Here is a 14,927-nt window from a genome sequence, read left to right on the forward strand (position 1 = left end):
TCAGGACTGTTCGATTTCGGAAGCTTGTTCGATCTCTACCAGCGCGCCCGAGAAATCCTTGGGATGCAGGAACAGCACAGGCTTGCCGTGGGCGCCGATCTTCGGCTGGCCGTCGCCAAGCACGCGCGCGCCTTCCTTGATCAGGTTGTCGCGTGCCGCGATGATATCCGGCACTTCGTAACAGATGTGATGAATGCCGCCGTCGGGATTGCGCTCGACGAATTTGGCGATCGGCGAGTCCGCGCCGAGCGGCTGGATGAATTCGATCTTGGTATTCGGCAGCGTCGCGAACACCGTGATCACGCCATGTTCCGGCAGCGGCACGGTCGCGGAAATCTCGGCGCCGAAGGCGGTGCCGTAGATCTTCGCAGCTTTCTCCGCATCGGCGACGGCAATCGCCACATGATTGAGCCGGCCCAGCATGGTGTCCTCCGTCGTCTTTGTTTCTTTGCTTTTAGTCTTCGACCTGCAGGATGTGAACGTAGCACATCGTCTTCTTGCCCCATTGATCGGCGAGTGACGAGCGGACGGCGCGTCGCACCGACTCCGCCATCGCATCGGGATCGCGCTTGCGCGCCTTGGGCAGGTTCTCGACGATGTTGACGACGATGTCGAACACGACATCCTCCATCACCTCGCCCTTGAGGTTCTTTTCGGGAATGCCGATCAGGTCGACCGCAGGGTCATCGACCAGTTCGCCCTTCATGGTCACGGCCAGTGCCACGAACGCACAGCCGGCAAAGGACAGCCGGCGCCGCTCGCTTACGGCACGAGACTTGGAATCCTCGAGAATGAGGCCGTCCTTGAACATGCGGCCCGACGGCAGTTCGTCGATGACGGCAGCATCGCCGGGCGCAAGGCGCACCAGGTCGCCGTTCTTGACGATCATGGTCCGCGGCACGCCGCAGGCGCGCGCCAGCTTGGCATGCTCGTGCAGATGCAGCGCCTCGCCATGGACGGGGATCAACAATTGCGGCCGCACCCAGGAAATCATGTCGCGTAATTCGTCGCGGCGCGGATGGCCCGACACATGCACCAACGCATCGCGATCGGTGATCACCTCGATGCCCTGCGTGACAAGACCGTTGATGATGGTGCCGACCGCCTTCTCGTTGCCTGGAATGGTCCGCGACGAGAAGATCACCGTATCGCCCTTGTTGAGGGTCACCATCGGATGATCGTCGCTGGCGATACGTGCCAGCGCCGCGCGCGCTTCACCCTGGCTGCCCGTGCACAGCGCCACCACCTTGTCCGGCGGGAAATGGCCGTAATAGTCGGCGTTACGGAAAGCCGGCAGTCCATCGAGATAGCCGCATTCGCGGGCCACCTGCACGACGCGCTCCATAGCGCGGCCGACCAGCACCACTTCGCGGCCCGCGGCCTGCGCCGCTTCGGCAACGGCCCGCAACCGCGCCACGTTCGATGCGAAGGTCGTGACGGCGACGCGGCCCTTGGCAGCCTTCACCAGTTTGGTGAGCGTCGCGGCAACCTCCGTTTCGGACGGTGAGCGGCCATCGCGCACCGCATTCGTGGAGTCGCCGATGATGGCCAGTACGCCGGCATCACCGAGTTCGCGCAGCCGCTTTTCGTCGGTTGGCAGGCCGATGATCGGTGTCGGATCGATCTTCCAGTCACCGGTATGCAGCACGGTGCCGAGCGGTGTGTGCAGCGCGATCGCATGGGATTCCGGAATCGAATGCGCGACCGGAATGAACTCGATATCGAACGGGCCGAGATTGATGCGGCCGCCCGACGGCACCACGGTGACGGGGATCTTCGGCGGGTTGCGCTCGCTGGCGCATTTGGCTTCGAACAATGCGGCGCTGAACTGCGTCGCATAGATTGGGCATTTCAACTTGGGCCACAGATCAATGATGGCGCCGAAATGGTCCTCATGGGCGTGGGTGAGCACGAGACCGACGAGATTCTTCTTTTCCTTTTCCAGGAAGCGCACGTCGGGCATCACCAGATCGATGCCGGGCAGATGCTCCTCGTCACCGAAATAGACGCCGAGGTCGATCGCCAGCCACTTCCCGGCCAGGCCATAGATCGACAGGTTCATGCCAATCTGGCCGACGCCTCCCAGCGGTGCGAAGGTCAATTCGTTGGGTCGCGTCATTTGCGTACTGTCCTTGTCGACGCGGCCGATCCGAAATGAACGTCGCCGGCGGTAATAGGGATTCGCCGGCGATCCGCTGTCGCGACAATCATACAACCGGCCTCATCAATGGTGTCGAAAATTCCCGAAATCGTCTGTACCCCGTTGTCCACGGACACCGGCTGACCGATCCCTGCTGCACGCTCCAGCCACTGTCGCCGGATCTCGGCAAACCCGCGGCCGGAATCCCAGATGCCGCGCATCTCCTGCCAGGTGTCCGAAAGCGCCGCAAACAGGTCTTCAGCGCTGGCGCTGACACCCATCGCATGCAGGCAAGCAACCGGATAAGGCATATTGTCGGGGGCCGCCACCACATTGGTGCCGATGCCGACGACAACAGCAAGCTGGCCGTTCGGCGCTGCCTCCGCCTCCAGATTCATTCCGACCAGCTTGTGCCCGCCTGCCAGAACGTCGTTCGGCCATTTCAGCCGATAATCATTCGCGGCCGACTGCGGCGCCCGCATCGCGGCTTCGACGCTGATCTGTCGGAGCGCCTTCTCAACGGCAACGCCGGCCGCAAAGCCCAGCGTCGCCGCAACTGAGGGCGTCACATCAAGAACTTCCAGCACCGAACTGGCGAGGTTCCCGCGGGGAGCGACCCACGGCCGATGCCGCCGCCCACGTCCCGCGGTCTGTTCCGTTGTGACAAACCACATAGGACCGCGCTCGCCTGCGCGCGCGCGGTCCATGGCTTCCGTATTGGTCGAACCGGTTGTGTCGAATGCGGCGAGCTTCGTGCCCGCCGCGAGGGCTCGGGGACCGAGCGAAAATACCATCTAGAACAGCGACTTCGCTGCGAATGCCGCCGCGCTGACCAGAGGCGCCGGATAGACGAAGAACAACACGTTGAAGAGACCCGCCACAGCCAGCACCGTGCGCAGCTCGACGCGCATCGGATCGAGCTTCCCGACCGGCTCGTCGAAATACATGAGCTTCACAATGGACAGATAGTAGAACGCGCCCACCACGCTGGCCAACACACCGACCACGGCCAGTACGAACAGGCCCGACTTGATGGCCGCCATGAAGACGTAGAACTTGCCGAAGAAGCCGGCCAGCGGCGGCACGCCTGCCAGCGAGAACAGGAACATCGCGAAGAAGAAGGCGATGATCGGATTGGTGCGCGACAGGCCGGCGAAATCCTTGATCGTCTCAACGGGCTGGCCATTGCGCTTCATGGTCAGGATGATGGCGAAGGTGCCGAGGGTCATCGCGACATAGATCGCGATATAGACCAGCACGCCCTGCGCACCCTCCTGCGTGCCGGCGGCAAGGCCGACCAGCGCGAAGCCCATATGGCCGATCGACGAATAGGCCATCAGGCGCTTGATGTTGGTCTGGCCGATGGCGGCGAACGAGCCCAGCACCATCGAGGCCAGCGACACGAACACCACGACCTGCTGCCATTGCACCACGATGCCCGGGAACGCGGTCAGTGTGACGCGGGTGAACACAGCGAGTGCTGCAACCTTCGGGGCCGAGGCGAAAAAGGCGGTGACGGGCGTCGGTGCGCCTTCGTAGACATCGGGCGTCCACATGTGGAACGGCACGGCCGAAACCTTGAAACAGAGGCCGGCCAGCAGAAACACCAGGCCGAACACCAGGCCGATATTGCCGGTCTTGGCTTCGGCGGCGATGCCGGCGAAGGACACCGTGCCGGTGAAACCGTAGATCATAGAAGCGCCGTAGAGCAGCATGCCCGACGACAGCGCGCCGAGCACGAAATACTTCAGGCCGGCTTCGGTCGACTTTGCATTGTCGCGGTTGGAGGCTGCGACGACATAGAGCGCAAGGCTCATCAGTTCGAGGCCGAGATACAGCATGATCAGGTCGCCGGCCGAGATCAGCACCATCATGCCGAGCGTCGAGAGCAGCACCAGGATGGCGTATTCGAAAATACGACGGGACTGATCCGCAAGGAATTCACGCGACAAGATCAGCGTCACGGCCGACGCGATGATCGCCAGCACCTTCAGGAAGCGCGCATAGTCATCGACGATGAAGCTGCCGCCGAAAGTGACATGCTTGCCCGCGGGCAACATGATTTCAGCCGCGCCGACCACCACCAGCAGGCAGACGGCGAGCGTCGTGACGAGACCCGTGACCTTCGGTCCGTTGAAGGCACCGATCATCAGCAGCACCATGGCGCCGACCGCGAGCATCAGCTCCGGCAGTACGGGCAGCAGGGAATATCCGGCGGTCGTAATCGTCATTGCGCGTTATCCTGATCTGCTGCGGTCATTGCAGCAGCGCGGCTGCCTTCACGGCAGACGTTGCAGCAGCGTAATTGTTAACGAGGAGCTGGATCGAAGCCGCCGACATATCGAGCACCGGCTTCGGATAGACTCCGAACAAAATGGTGAGAACGACCAGCGGCACCAGCACCAGGCCTTCCCGGAACGTGATGTCCTTGATGCCCTGCAGCGCAGGCTTGGTCAGTTCACCGAACACGACCTTGCGGTACAGCCACAGTGCATAGGCCGCCGACAGGATCACGCCGATGCTGGCGAATGTCGCCGTCGGGATCGAGACCTTGAAGGTGCCGATCAGCGTCAGGAATTCACCGACGAAGCCGGAGGTGCCGGGCAGACCGACATTGGCCATGGTGAAGACCATGAACAGCGCCGCATAGATCGGCATCCGGTTGACGAGGCCGCCATAGGCCGCGATCTCACGGGTATGCAGGCGGTCGTAGACGACGCCGACGCAGAGGAACAGCGCGCCCGACACGATGCCATGCGACACCATCTGGAACACCGCGCCGGAGACGCCCTGTGTCGTGCCGGCGAAGATGCCCATGGTCACATAGCCCATATGCGCGACCGACGAGTAGGCGATCAGCTTCTTGATGTCTTCCTGCATCAGCGCGACCAGCGACGTGTAGACGATCGCGATCACGGAGAGCGTCCAGACCATCGGCGCGAAATAGAGAGAGGCATCCGGGAACATCGGCAGCGAGAAGCGCAGGAAGCCGTAACCGCCCATCTTCAGCATGATCGCAGCCAGTACGACTGAGCCTGCCGTCGGCGCTTCCACATGCGCGTCAGGCAGCCAGGTGTGCACTGGCCACATCGGCATCTTGACCGCGAAGGATGCGAAGAATGCCAGCCACGCCCATGTCTGCAGGCTCCGCGGCACGGCCGTGTGCATCAGCGTCGGGATGTCCGTTGTGCCCGCGTTCCAGTACAGCGCCATGATGGCCAGCAGCATCAGCACCGAGCCGAGGAACGTGTAGAGGAAGAACTTGAACGAGGCATAGACGCGGCGCGGGCCGCCCCAGATGCCGATGATCAGGAACATCGGGATCAGGCCGCCTTCGAAGAACAGATAGAACAGCACCAGATCCAGCGCCGAGAAGGTGCCGATCATCAGCGTTTCCAGGAACAGGAACGCGATCATGTATTCGCGGACGCGCTTGGTGACCGACTTCCAGCTGCACAGGATGCAGAACGGCATCAGGGCCGTGGTCAGGATTACGAAGGGCAGCGAAATGCCGTCCACACCCATATGGTAGTTGATGGTCGCGGCCAGCCAAGGCGCCTTTTCGACAAACTGGAAGTCGCCGTTCGACGGGTCGAAGCGCATCACCAGGATCAGCGAGACCGCAAAAGTGATCAGCGTGGTCCAGAGCGCAATCCAGCGCGCATTGCCCTGCGCAGCCTCGTCGTCGCCGCGGCTGAGATAAATCAGGATCGCACCGACGATCGGCAGGAAGGTGACGACCGAAAGAACCGGCCATGTCATGACGGACGCCATTGTTACTGGCCCCCCAGGCCGAAGATAAACCAGGTGATCAACCCGGCGACGCCGATCAGCATCGCGAAGGCATAGTGATAGAGGTAGCCGGTCTGCAGCTTGACCACGCCGCGCGTGATATTGAGCACGCGGGCCGAGATACCATCAGGCCCGAGGCCGTCGATGATCATGCCGTCGCCCTTCTTCCACAGGAAGTGGCCGATCCACTTGGCCGGGCGAACGAAGATGATCTCGTAGAGCTCGTCGAAGTACCACTTGTTGAGCAGGAACTTGTAGAGCAGCGGATGCTGGTTCGCGAGTTCGACAGGCAAATACGGCTTGCGAACATAGAACAGATACGAAATCAGGAAACCGAGCACCATCATCACGGTCGGCACATAGGGCACCCAGCCCGGGATGTGATGCATCTCTTCGATGATGTGCGGGTTCATCTTCAGCGATTCCCGAAAGAACTCGCCGACGTGATGACCAGCAAACAGCTCCTTGAACGGGAAGCCTGCGGCGAACGATCCGATGCCCAGCACGGCAAGCGGGACCAGCATCCACAGCGGCGCTTCATGCGCTGCATCGTAATGCTTCTTGTCGTGCGGCTCGCCATGGAACGTCTTGAACACCAGACGCCATGAATAGAACGAGGTCAGCAGCGCAGCGACCACGGTCATCAGGAAGCCGTAGAAGGCGAACTGGGTGTGCGAGGCGTAAGCCGCTTCGATGATCGCGTCCTTTGAGAAGTAGCCGGCCGTGAACGGAAATCCGGTCAGCGCCAGCGTACCGATGGTCATCATCGCGTAAGTGAACGGGATCTTGTTCCACAGGCCACCCATCTTCCGGATGTCCTGCTCGTGATGCATCGCATAGATCACCGAGCCCGAGCCCAGGAACAGCAGCGCCTTGAAGAAGGCATGCGTGAACAGGTGGAACATGGCGACCGAGTAAGCCCCCGTCCCCAGCGCCACGAACATGTAACCGAGCTGCGAACAGGTCGAGTAAGCGACGATGCGCTTGATGTCGTTCTGCACCAGACCGATGGTCGCGGCGAAGAATGCCGTGGTCGCGCCGACCAGCATCACGACGGCCTGCGCATTCGGTGCGAGTTCGAACAGCGGCGACATGCGCGCCACCATGAAGACGCCGGCGGTAACCATGGTCGCGGCGTGGATCAGCGCCGACACAGGCGTCGGGCCTTCCATCGCGTCCGGCAACCAGGTGTGCAGCAGGAACTGGGCTGACTTGCCCATCGCGCCGACGAACAGCAGAAGACAGGTCAGCGTCAGCGCATCGGCGTGCCAGCCGAAGAAGTTGATCGTCTTGCCGGTCAGGCCAGGCGCGCTGGCAAAGATGGTGTCGAGATCGGTCGAGCCGACCAGCATGAACAGCGCGAAGATGCCGAGCAGGAAGCCGAAGTCGCCGACGCGGTTAACCACGAAGGCCTTGATCGCCGCCGCATTGGCCGAGGGCTTCTTGAACCAGAAACCGATCAGCAGGTAGCTGGCCAGACCCACACCTTCCCAGCCGAAGAACAGCTGCAGCAGGTTATCCGCGGTCACCAGCATCAGCATCATGAAAGTGAACAGCGACAGATACGCCATGAAGCGCGGCCGGTTCGGATCATCTTCCATATAGCCGAGCGAATAGATGTGCACGAGCGACGACACCGTGGTGACGACGACCAGCATCACGGCGGTCAGCGTATCGACGCGCAACGTCCAGGACAGCTGCAGGTCGCCCGAATTGATCCAGTTCAGCAGCACGATACGGGCATCGTGATGCATGAAGGCGACGTCCACGAAGGTCATCCAGGACAGCACCGCCGACACCACCAGAAGACCGGCGGTGATCAGCTCGGCCGCACGCGAGCCGAGTGCGGCCGGCTCGGCAACGTGGTGATGGTCGTCGTGATCATCGTGACCATGATCGTCATGCCCATGCGCAGCATGTGCATGCGCGCTGGCATCGCCGTGACCGTGGTCGTCATGCGCATGGTCCATCTCGTCGCCGCTCGGGTTACGCCCATGCGCACCCAGAATGGCGATGAAGCCTGCGATCAGCGCGCCGATCAGCGGCAGGAATACAAGAGCCTGGATCATAACTGGCTCAGCCCTTCATCAGATTGACGTCTTCAACCGCGATCGAGCCGCGGTTGCGGAAATAGACCACCAGCACGGCGAGACCGATCGCTGCTTCCGCAGCAGCCACGGTCAGCACCAGCAGCGCGAACACCTGCCCGACGATGTCGCCGAGGAAGGTCGAGAACGCCACCATGTTGATGTTGACGGCGAGCAGGATCAGCTCGATCGACATCAGGATGACGATGATGTTCTTGCGGTTCAGGAAGATGCCGAGAATGCCCAGCGTGAACAGGATCGCTGCGACCGCCAGATAGTGTCCGAGACCGATCGTCATTTGACCCAGCTCCCCGCGTCGGCGTCCTGCAGGCCCTGCCCGGTCGCGACCTTGCGCACTTCCATCGCCAGTTCCGGATTGCGCGCGTTCTGAACATTGATGTCCTGGCGCCGGACTTTGACCTTGTGACGCAGCGTCAGCACGATCGCGCCGATCATCGCCACCAGCAGCACCATGCCGGCCAGCTGGAAGTAATGGATGTACTTCGTATAGAGCACGAGGCCGAGCGCCTCCGTGTTGCTCACATTCGTCGGGATCGCCGCCGTGATCGACTTGGTGACGTTCGGGTTCATTACCCAGCCACCTGCGACCAGCAGCAATTCGGCGAGGAAGATCGCACCGATCACCAGACCAAACGGCAGATACTGAATGAAGCCTTCGCGCAGCTGCGTGAAGTCGACGTCGAGCATCATGATGACGAACAGGAACAGCACTGCGACGGCGCCGACATAGACGACGATCAGCAGCATCGCCAGGAATTCGGCGCCCATCAGCACGAACAGGCCCGAGGCGTTGACGAAGGCCAGGATGAGGAACAGCACGGAATGCACGGGATTGCGCGAGGCAATCACCATGACCGCGGAAGCCACGCAGATGCTGGCGAACAGATAGAAGAACAATGCGGGAAGGATCATCTGGTCACCTTACCGGTACGGCGCGTCGAGTTCGATTGACTTCGCAATCTCGCGCTCCCAGCGGTCGCCGTTGGCGAGCAATTTCGCCTTGTCATAATAGAGTTCCTCACGCGTCTCGGTGGCGAACTCGAAGTTCGGTCCCTCGACGATCGCATCCACCGGACAGGCCTCCTGGCACAGTCCGCAATAGATGCATTTCACCATGTCGATGTCGTAGCGGACGGTACGGCGCGTCCCATCGTTGCGGCGCGGGCCGGCTTCGATGGTGATGGCCTGCGCCGGACACACCGCTTCGCAGAGCTTGCAGGCGATGCAGCGCTCTTCACCGTTCGGATAGCGGCGCAGCGCATGCTCACCGCGGAAACGCGGCGAGATCGGCCCCTTCTCGAACGGATAGTTCAGCGTCGGCTTCGGCTTGAAGAAATACCGCATGGCGAGGACGAACGCCGAAACGAACTCCGCCAGCAGAAGCGAATGAGCTGTTGCCCTGATATTCATAGTGACCTCATTTCGGAGCAAGGCCCCCGAATTGCAGCACGGCAGCGACGATGATGACGTACGCCAACGACAGCGGCAGAAACACCTTCCAGCCCAGACGCATCAGCTGGTCGTAGCGGTAGCGCGGCACGATCGCCTTCGCCATCGCAATCAGGAAGAACATGAACATCACCTTGATGGCGAACCAGATGATGCCTGGCACCCAGGTGAATGGCGCGAACGGGATCGGCGACAGCCAACCGCCGAGAAACAGGATCGTTGCCAGCGCGCACATGGTGACGATGGCAACATATTCGCCGAGCATGAACAGCAGATACGGGGTCGAGCCGTATTCGGTCATGAAGCCCGCGACCAGTTCCGATTCCGCTTCGACGAGGTCGAAGGGCGGACGGTTGGTTTCAGCCAGCGCCGAGACGTAGAAGATCACGAACATCGGGAACAGCGGGATCCAATACCAGCCGAGGATACCCCACTTCGAGTCCTGCGCGGCGACGATGGCCGTCAGGTTCAGCGAACCGACGCAGAGCAAGACCGTGATGATGACGAAGCCGATCGAGACTTCGTAGGACACCATCTGCGCGGCGGCGCGCAGCGCCGACAGGAACGGATATTTCGAATTCGACGACCAGCCGGCCATGATGATGCCGTAGACCGACAGCGACGAGATCGCGAAGATGTAGAGCACGCCGACATTGATGTCGGAGATCACCCAGCCGAGATCCATCGGGATCACCGCCCAGGCCGCCAGCGCGAGCACGCAGGACACCAGCGGCGCCAGCAGGAACACGCCCTTGTTGGAGCTGGAAGGAACCACCGGCTCCTTCAACACGAATTTCAGCAAGTCCGCGAAGGATTGCAGCAGGCCGAATGGCCCGACCACGTTGGGGCCACGGCGGATCTGTACCGCCGCCCAGATCTTGCGGTCAGCCAGCAGGATGTAGGCAATCGCAATCAAGAGCACCACGAGCACAAGGAGGCTCTGCGCGACCATGATGATCAGCGGCCACAGGGTGCTTGTCCAGAATTCAGCCATCGGTTTACTCCGCCGCCGTCAGCATCTGGCCGGAGGCCAGGCGGGAGCATTCCGCCATGATGGCTGACGCACGCGCGATCGGGTTGGTCAGGTAGAAGTCCTCAACGGAGGCCTTGAACGGTGTCTTGTCGACAGTGCCGCCCTTGCCCGCAAGGGTCTTGATCGCACCGGCATCGCCGGCCTCGATCTGATCGATGCGCATCAGGTGCGGTGCAGCCTTGAAGATCGCCTGCCGCAAGGCAGCCAGCGAGTCGTAAGGCAGCTTGTGGCCGAGCACGTCGGACAATGCGCGGATCACCGCCCAGTCCTCGCGGGCATCGCCCGGCGGGAAACCGGCGCGTTCCGCCATCTGCACGCGGCCTTCGGTGTTGACGAAGATGCCGGACTTTTCGGTATAGGCCGCACCCGGCAGGATCACGTCGGCGCGATGCGCACCGCGGTCACCATGGGTGCCGATGTAGACGACGAAAGTGCCGTCAGCGACTTTCACGTCGTCGGCGCCGAGCGAGAACAGCACGTCGAGCGAACCGGCCGAGGTCATCTGCGCGAGGCTCAGGCTGCCCGAGGTCGGCGCGAAGCCGATATCGAGCGCGCCGACCGTCGAGGCTGCCGTCTGCAGCACCGCAAAACCGTTCCAGCCGTCCTTGATCACGCCGAAGTCCGAAGCGAGCTTGGCAGCCGCCGCGAGCACCGCAGCGCCATCGGCACGTGCGGCCACACCGGCGCCCACCAGCACGATCGGATGCTTGGCGTTCTTCAGCACATCGGCGAAGGCGTTCTTGCCGGCGACGAGTTCGGCCAGCGAGTCCGTGCCGGCGCCGAGATAGTCGTAGCGATAGGTCAGATCGGCCTTCTCGCCGATCACGCCGACCTTCAACGCACCGGTGCGCCATGCCTTGCGGATGCGCGCGTTGAGAACGGCGGCTTCCTTGCGCGGATTGGCGCCCACGATCAGCAGCGCATCGGCCTGCTCGATGCCGGCGATGGTCGGGTTGAAAATGTAGGACGCGCGGCCGGCGGCCGCATCGAAAGCGCCTGCGCTCTGGGTCGCCAGATTGGCCGAGCCCATGCTTGCGAGCAGTTGCTTCAGCGCGAACATTTCCTCGACGGCGGCGAGATCGCCAGCGATGGCACCGATCTTCTTGCTGCCGGCAACCTTCGCAGCGATGGCACTGAACGCTTCAGCCCAGGTCGCAGCGCGCAGCTTGCCGTTGTCGCGGATATAGGGACGATCGAGACGCTGCGTGCGCAGGCCGTCAACGATGTGGCGGGTCTTGTCGGAGATCCATTCCTCGTTCACCGCCTCATTGACACGCGGCAGGATGCGCATCACTTCGCGGCCACGGGTATCGACGCGGATCGCCGAGCCGACGGCGTCCATGACGTCGATAGACTGGGTCTTGCCGAGCTCCCACGGACGCGCGGCGAAAGCGTAAGGCTTCGAGGTCAGCGCACCGACCGGGCAGATATCGACCAGGTTACCCTGCAGCTCCGACGTCAGTGCCGTTTCGAGGAACGAGGTGATTTCCATGTCCTCGCCGCGGCCGGTCGCGCCCATTTCCGGCACGCCGCAGATCTCGGCGGCGAAACGAACGCAGCGCGTGCACTGGATGCAGCGGTTCATCGAGGTCTTCACCAGCGCGCCGAGATACTTGTCCTCGACCGCGCGCTTGTTTTCGGCAAAGCGCGACGTGTCGACGCCATAGCCCATCGCCTGATCCTGCAGATCGCACTCGCCGCCCTGATCGCAGATCGGGCAATCCAGCGGGTGGTTGATCAGCAGGAATTCCATCACGCCTTCGCGTGCCTTCTTGACCATCGGCGAACGCGTCGAGATTTCCGGCGGTTCTCCCTTGGGACCAGGCCGGCAATCGCGCACGCCCCAGGCGCAGCTCGCGACCGGCTTCGGTCCGCCCTTCACCTCGACCAGGCACATGCGGCAATTGCCGGCGATCGACAGGCGCTCGTGGTAGCAGAAGCGCGGGATTTCGGCGCCGGCGGCTTCACACGCTTGCAGCAGCGTGTATTCCGCGGGGACCTCGATCTCTTTGCCGTCGATGATCAGTTTCGTCATAGCCATGCGCCCTACTCCGCCGCGACCAGATGCGCGGGATCGAGGATGCCTTGATCGTCGAGCGTCGCCTTGCGGCTGAACTCTTCGATGCGGCGTTCGATCTCCGGGCGGAAGGCGCGGATCAGGCCCTGCACCGGCCACGCGGCGGCATCGCCGAGTGCGCAGATGGTGTGGCCTTCAACCTGCTTGGTGACTTCGAGCAGCATGTCGATCTCGCGCTTGTGGGCGCGGCCTTCGACCATGCGGCTCAGCACGCGCCACATCCAGCCGGTGCCTTCGCGGCACGGCGTACACTGGCCGCAGCTCTCATGCTTGAAGAAGTAGCTGATGCGGGCAATCGCCGCGACCACGTCGGTGGACTTGTCCATGACGATGACGCCGGCGGTGCCGAACGACGACTTCACCGCGCGGGTGCCGTCGAAATCCATGATGAGTTCTTCGCAATCTGCAGCCGGGATCAACGGGCATGATGCGCCGCCCGGGATGATCGCGAGCAGATTGTCCCAGCCGCCGCGAATGCCGCCGCCATGCTTCTCGATCAGCTCACGGAACGGAATGCTCATGGCGTCTTCGACGACGCAGGGCGTGTTGACGTGGCCAGAGATGCCGTAAAGCTTGGTGCCGACATTGTTCGGACGGCCGATCGAGGCGAACCACGCCGCACCGCGACGCAGGATGTCCGGCGCAACAGCGATCGACTCCACATTGTTCACCGTGGTCGGGCAGCCGTAGAGACCGACATTGGCCGGGAATGGCGGCTTCAGGCGCGGCTGGCCCTTCTTGCCTTCAAGGCTTTCGAGCAGCGCAGTCTCTTCGCCGCAGATATAGGCGCCGGCGCCGTGCGCGACGTAAAGGTCGAACGGGAAGCCGTGAATGTTGTTCTTGCCGATCAGATTGGCCTCATAGGCCTGATCGATCGCGGCCTGCAGGTGTTCGCGCTCGCGAATGAATTCGCCGCGCACATAGATGTAACCGACATGGGCGCCCATGGCGCAGCCGGCGATCAGACAGCCTTCGACCAGCGTATGCGGATCGTGCCGCATGATCTCGCGGTCCTTGCAGGTGCCGGGCTCGGACTCGTCGGCATTGACGACGAGATAGCTCGGGCGGCCGTCGGCATTGTCCTTGGGCATGAAGGACCACTTCATGCCGGTCGGGAAACCTGCACCGCCACGGCCGCGCAGGCCCGACGCCTTCATCTCGTTGACGATCCAGTCGCGGCCCTTGTCGATGATGGCCTTGGTGCCATCCCAGCCGCCGCGACGGCGTGCGCCGGCGAGGCCCCAGTCGTCGAGGCCGTAGAGATTGCGGAAGATGCGGTCGTTGTCGTCGAGCATGGCTTCCTCGATCAGCGATTGGATTGCTTGTAGGCGAGCATCGCGGCGCAACCGCCGAACACAACGGCCCACAACAGACTTGATTCAAGCGTGGCGTTCAAAAAGAAACGCTGCAGCGAGAAAATGAACGCAGCTGCGACCATCGTATGCAGTGCGATGTAGAGCCACTTGTTCATTGCCGCGTCCCCGACAGCGTTGCAAATTTCATCGACAGCGCGCGCGTCATTTCTTCGGCTCCTTGGGAGTCTTCGGCTCCTTGGGAGCGCCAGCTTTCGGCGGATTAGCCTTGGTCGCATCAGCCGCCGGCGGCTTCGGCGCCGGGCGCTCCTGCACATTGGCCGACTCGGTTTGCTTCTTCGGCTCGGCATCGGCGAGCGCGGGTTCCTTCGGCATATCCAGAACCTTCGTGTATGTGGCGGCGCCACCGCTCGTCATCACACGCGCGCCGCCTTCGGGCGCTGCAAACTGACGGCCGATCTGCGAACCCGGCTTCGGCGGCGTGCCGGCAGCGAAACCGTCGATCAGCTTGTTCATGCTTTCTTTGGTGAGGTCTTCGTAAGTGTCGCTCCAGATCATCGCCATCGGGGCGTTGACGCAGGCGCCGAGGCACTCGACCTCTTCCCACGAGAAATCGCCATCTGCGGACAGATGGAACGGGTCGTGATGGATGCGATGCTGACAGACGTCGATCAGATCGCCGGCGCCGCGCAGCATGCAAGGCGTGGTACCGCAGACCTGAATATGCGCCTTCTTGCCGACCGGCTGCAGCTGGAACTGGGTGTAGAAGGTCGCGACTTCGAGCACGCGGATATAGGGCATTTCCAGCATGTCGGCGACGACGCGGATCGCGGCTTCCGAGACCCAGCCAGCCTGCTGCTCCTGTGCGCGCCACAGGATCGCGATCACGGCTGATGCCTGACGGCCGGGCGGATAATGCGTGATCTGCTCTTTCGCCCACGCCAGATTCTCGGGCGTGAATTCAAACGAAGCGGGCTGAACTTCTTTCGGAGCCAAACGGCGGACGGACATGTCT

14 protein-coding genes are annotated in these 14,927 nt (G+C 62.4%); all 14 read right to left on the reverse strand.

Annotated elements, in window-relative coordinates; genetic code table 11:
- From mce to nuoE, 14 genes are read right to left on the reverse strand one after another with little or no spacing between them, the layout of a single operon-like run.
- Entirely contained in the window at positions 1 to 423 is a 423-nt protein-coding gene (gene mce, locus HP556_RS11560) for a methylmalonyl-CoA epimerase (protein ID WP_068730877.1), read from the reverse strand.
- A gap of 31 nt (positions 424 to 454) precedes the next feature.
- The gene (locus tag HP556_RS11565; protein ID WP_089264553.1) at positions 455 to 2,119 is read right to left on the reverse strand and encodes a ribonuclease J; all 1,665 of its coding nucleotides are present in this window, start codon (positions 2,117 to 2,119) and stop codon (positions 455 to 457) included.
- Positions 2,116 to 2,934, reverse strand: coding sequence for a biotin--[acetyl-CoA-carboxylase] ligase (locus HP556_RS11570; RefSeq protein ID WP_175367094.1), 819 nt, complete (start codon positions 2,932 to 2,934; stop codon positions 2,116 to 2,118). The genes HP556_RS11565 and HP556_RS11570 overlap by 4 nt, the downstream gene beginning before the upstream one ends.
- A complete protein-coding gene (gene nuoN / locus HP556_RS11575; RefSeq protein ID WP_120290021.1) occupies positions 2,935 to 4,371 on the reverse strand; it encodes an NADH-quinone oxidoreductase subunit NuoN in 1,437 nt (478 codons plus the stop codon). It lies immediately after the preceding gene.
- A gap of 25 nt (positions 4,372 to 4,396) precedes the next feature.
- Positions 4,397 to 5,902, reverse strand: coding sequence for an NADH-quinone oxidoreductase subunit M (locus tag HP556_RS11580; protein WP_420878661.1), 1,506 nt, complete (start codon positions 5,900 to 5,902; stop codon positions 4,397 to 4,399).
- Between the two features lie 14 nt (positions 5,903 to 5,916).
- Positions 5,917 to 8,001 (reverse strand): NADH-quinone oxidoreductase subunit L, encoded by a 2,085-nt coding sequence (gene nuoL / locus HP556_RS11585; protein ID WP_175367096.1) that lies wholly within the window; start codon positions 7,999 to 8,001, stop codon positions 5,917 to 5,919.
- A 7-nt stretch (positions 8,002 to 8,008) separates the two neighbouring features.
- Positions 8,009 to 8,317 (reverse strand): NADH-quinone oxidoreductase subunit NuoK, encoded by a 309-nt coding sequence (gene nuoK, locus HP556_RS11590; RefSeq protein WP_068730883.1) that lies wholly within the window; start codon positions 8,315 to 8,317, stop codon positions 8,009 to 8,011.
- Positions 8,314 to 8,952, reverse strand: a complete 639-nt coding sequence (locus HP556_RS11595) for an NADH-quinone oxidoreductase subunit J (protein ID WP_068730884.1) — start codon at positions 8,950 to 8,952, stop codon at positions 8,314 to 8,316. The genes nuoK and HP556_RS11595 overlap by 4 nt, the downstream gene beginning before the upstream one ends.
- 9 nt (positions 8,953 to 8,961) lie before the next feature.
- Entirely contained in the window at positions 8,962 to 9,450 is a 489-nt protein-coding gene (nuoI, locus tag HP556_RS11600) for an NADH-quinone oxidoreductase subunit NuoI (RefSeq protein ID WP_089264557.1), read from the reverse strand.
- A gap of 7 nt (positions 9,451 to 9,457) precedes the next feature.
- On the reverse strand, positions 9,458 to 10,483 hold the full coding sequence (gene nuoH, locus HP556_RS11605) for an NADH-quinone oxidoreductase subunit NuoH (RefSeq protein ID WP_089264558.1): 1,026 nt from the start codon (positions 10,481 to 10,483) through the stop codon (positions 9,458 to 9,460).
- A gap of 4 nt (positions 10,484 to 10,487) precedes the next feature.
- A complete protein-coding gene (gene nuoG, locus HP556_RS11610) occupies positions 10,488 to 12,557 on the reverse strand; it encodes an NADH-quinone oxidoreductase subunit NuoG (RefSeq protein ID WP_175367128.1) in 2,070 nt (689 codons plus the stop codon).
- An 11-nt stretch (positions 12,558 to 12,568) separates the two neighbouring features.
- On the reverse strand, positions 12,569 to 13,894 hold the full coding sequence (gene nuoF, locus HP556_RS11615; RefSeq protein ID WP_068730888.1) for an NADH-quinone oxidoreductase subunit NuoF: 1,326 nt from the start codon (positions 13,892 to 13,894) through the stop codon (positions 12,569 to 12,571).
- A gap of 11 nt (positions 13,895 to 13,905) precedes the next feature.
- Positions 13,906 to 14,070: a hypothetical protein gene (locus tag HP556_RS11620; RefSeq protein ID WP_175367097.1), complete on the reverse strand. Its 165-nt coding sequence runs from the start codon at positions 14,068 to 14,070 to the stop codon at positions 13,906 to 13,908.
- 46 nt (positions 14,071 to 14,116) lie between these two features.
- Positions 14,117 to 14,923: an NADH-quinone oxidoreductase subunit NuoE gene (nuoE, locus tag HP556_RS11625; protein WP_175367098.1), complete on the reverse strand. Its 807-nt coding sequence runs from the start codon at positions 14,921 to 14,923 to the stop codon at positions 14,117 to 14,119.
- Between the last annotated feature and the right edge of the window lie 4 nt (positions 14,924 to 14,927).

It is taken from the genome of Tardiphaga robiniae, assembly GCF_013359755.1.
Classification (GTDB): Bacteria; Pseudomonadota; Alphaproteobacteria; order Rhizobiales; family Xanthobacteraceae; genus Tardiphaga; species Tardiphaga robiniae.

Bases quoted from the DNA above. Each gene is read 5' to 3' on its own strand.
- nuoI (WP_089264557.1), bottom strand. From the start codon at position 9,450: ATGAATATCAGGGCAACAGCTCATTCGCTTCTGCTGGCGGAGTTCGTT.
- HP556_RS11620 (WP_175367097.1), bottom strand. From the start codon at position 14,070: ATGAACAAGTGGCTCTACATCGCACTGCATACGATGGTCGCAGCTGCG.
- nuoK (WP_068730883.1), bottom strand. From the start codon at position 8,317: ATGACGATCGGTCTCGGACACTATCTGGCGGTCGCAGCGATCCTGTTC.
- nuoF (WP_068730888.1), bottom strand. From the start codon at position 13,894: ATGCTCGACGACAACGACCGCATCTTCCGCAATCTCTACGGCCTCGAC.
- HP556_RS11570 (WP_175367094.1), bottom strand. From the start codon at position 2,934: ATGGTATTTTCGCTCGGTCCCCGAGCCCTCGCGGCGGGCACGAAGCTC.
- HP556_RS11580 (WP_420878661.1), bottom strand. From the start codon at position 5,902: ATGACATGGCCGGTTCTTTCGGTCGTCACCTTCCTGCCGATCGTCGGT.
- nuoH (WP_089264558.1), bottom strand. From the start codon at position 10,483: ATGGCTGAATTCTGGACAAGCACCCTGTGGCCGCTGATCATCATGGTC.
- nuoL (WP_175367096.1), bottom strand. From the start codon at position 8,001: ATGATCCAGGCTCTTGTATTCCTGCCGCTGATCGGCGCGCTGATCGCA.
- nuoN (WP_120290021.1), bottom strand. From the start codon at position 4,371: ATGACGATTACGACCGCCGGATATTCCCTGCTGCCCGTACTGCCGGAG.
- HP556_RS11595 (WP_068730884.1), bottom strand. From the start codon at position 8,952: ATGATCCTTCCCGCATTGTTCTTCTATCTGTTCGCCAGCATCTGCGTG.
- HP556_RS11565 (WP_089264553.1), bottom strand. From the start codon at position 2,119: ATGACGCGACCCAACGAATTGACCTTCGCACCGCTGGGAGGCGTCGGC.
- mce (WP_068730877.1), bottom strand. From the start codon at position 423: ATGCTGGGCCGGCTCAATCATGTGGCGATTGCCGTCGCCGATGCGGAG.
- nuoE (WP_175367098.1), bottom strand. From the start codon at position 14,923: ATGTCCGTCCGCCGTTTGGCTCCGAAAGAAGTTCAGCCCGCTTCGTTT.
- nuoG (WP_175367128.1), bottom strand. From the start codon at position 12,557: ATGACGAAACTGATCATCGACGGCAAAGAGATCGAGGTCCCCGCGGAA.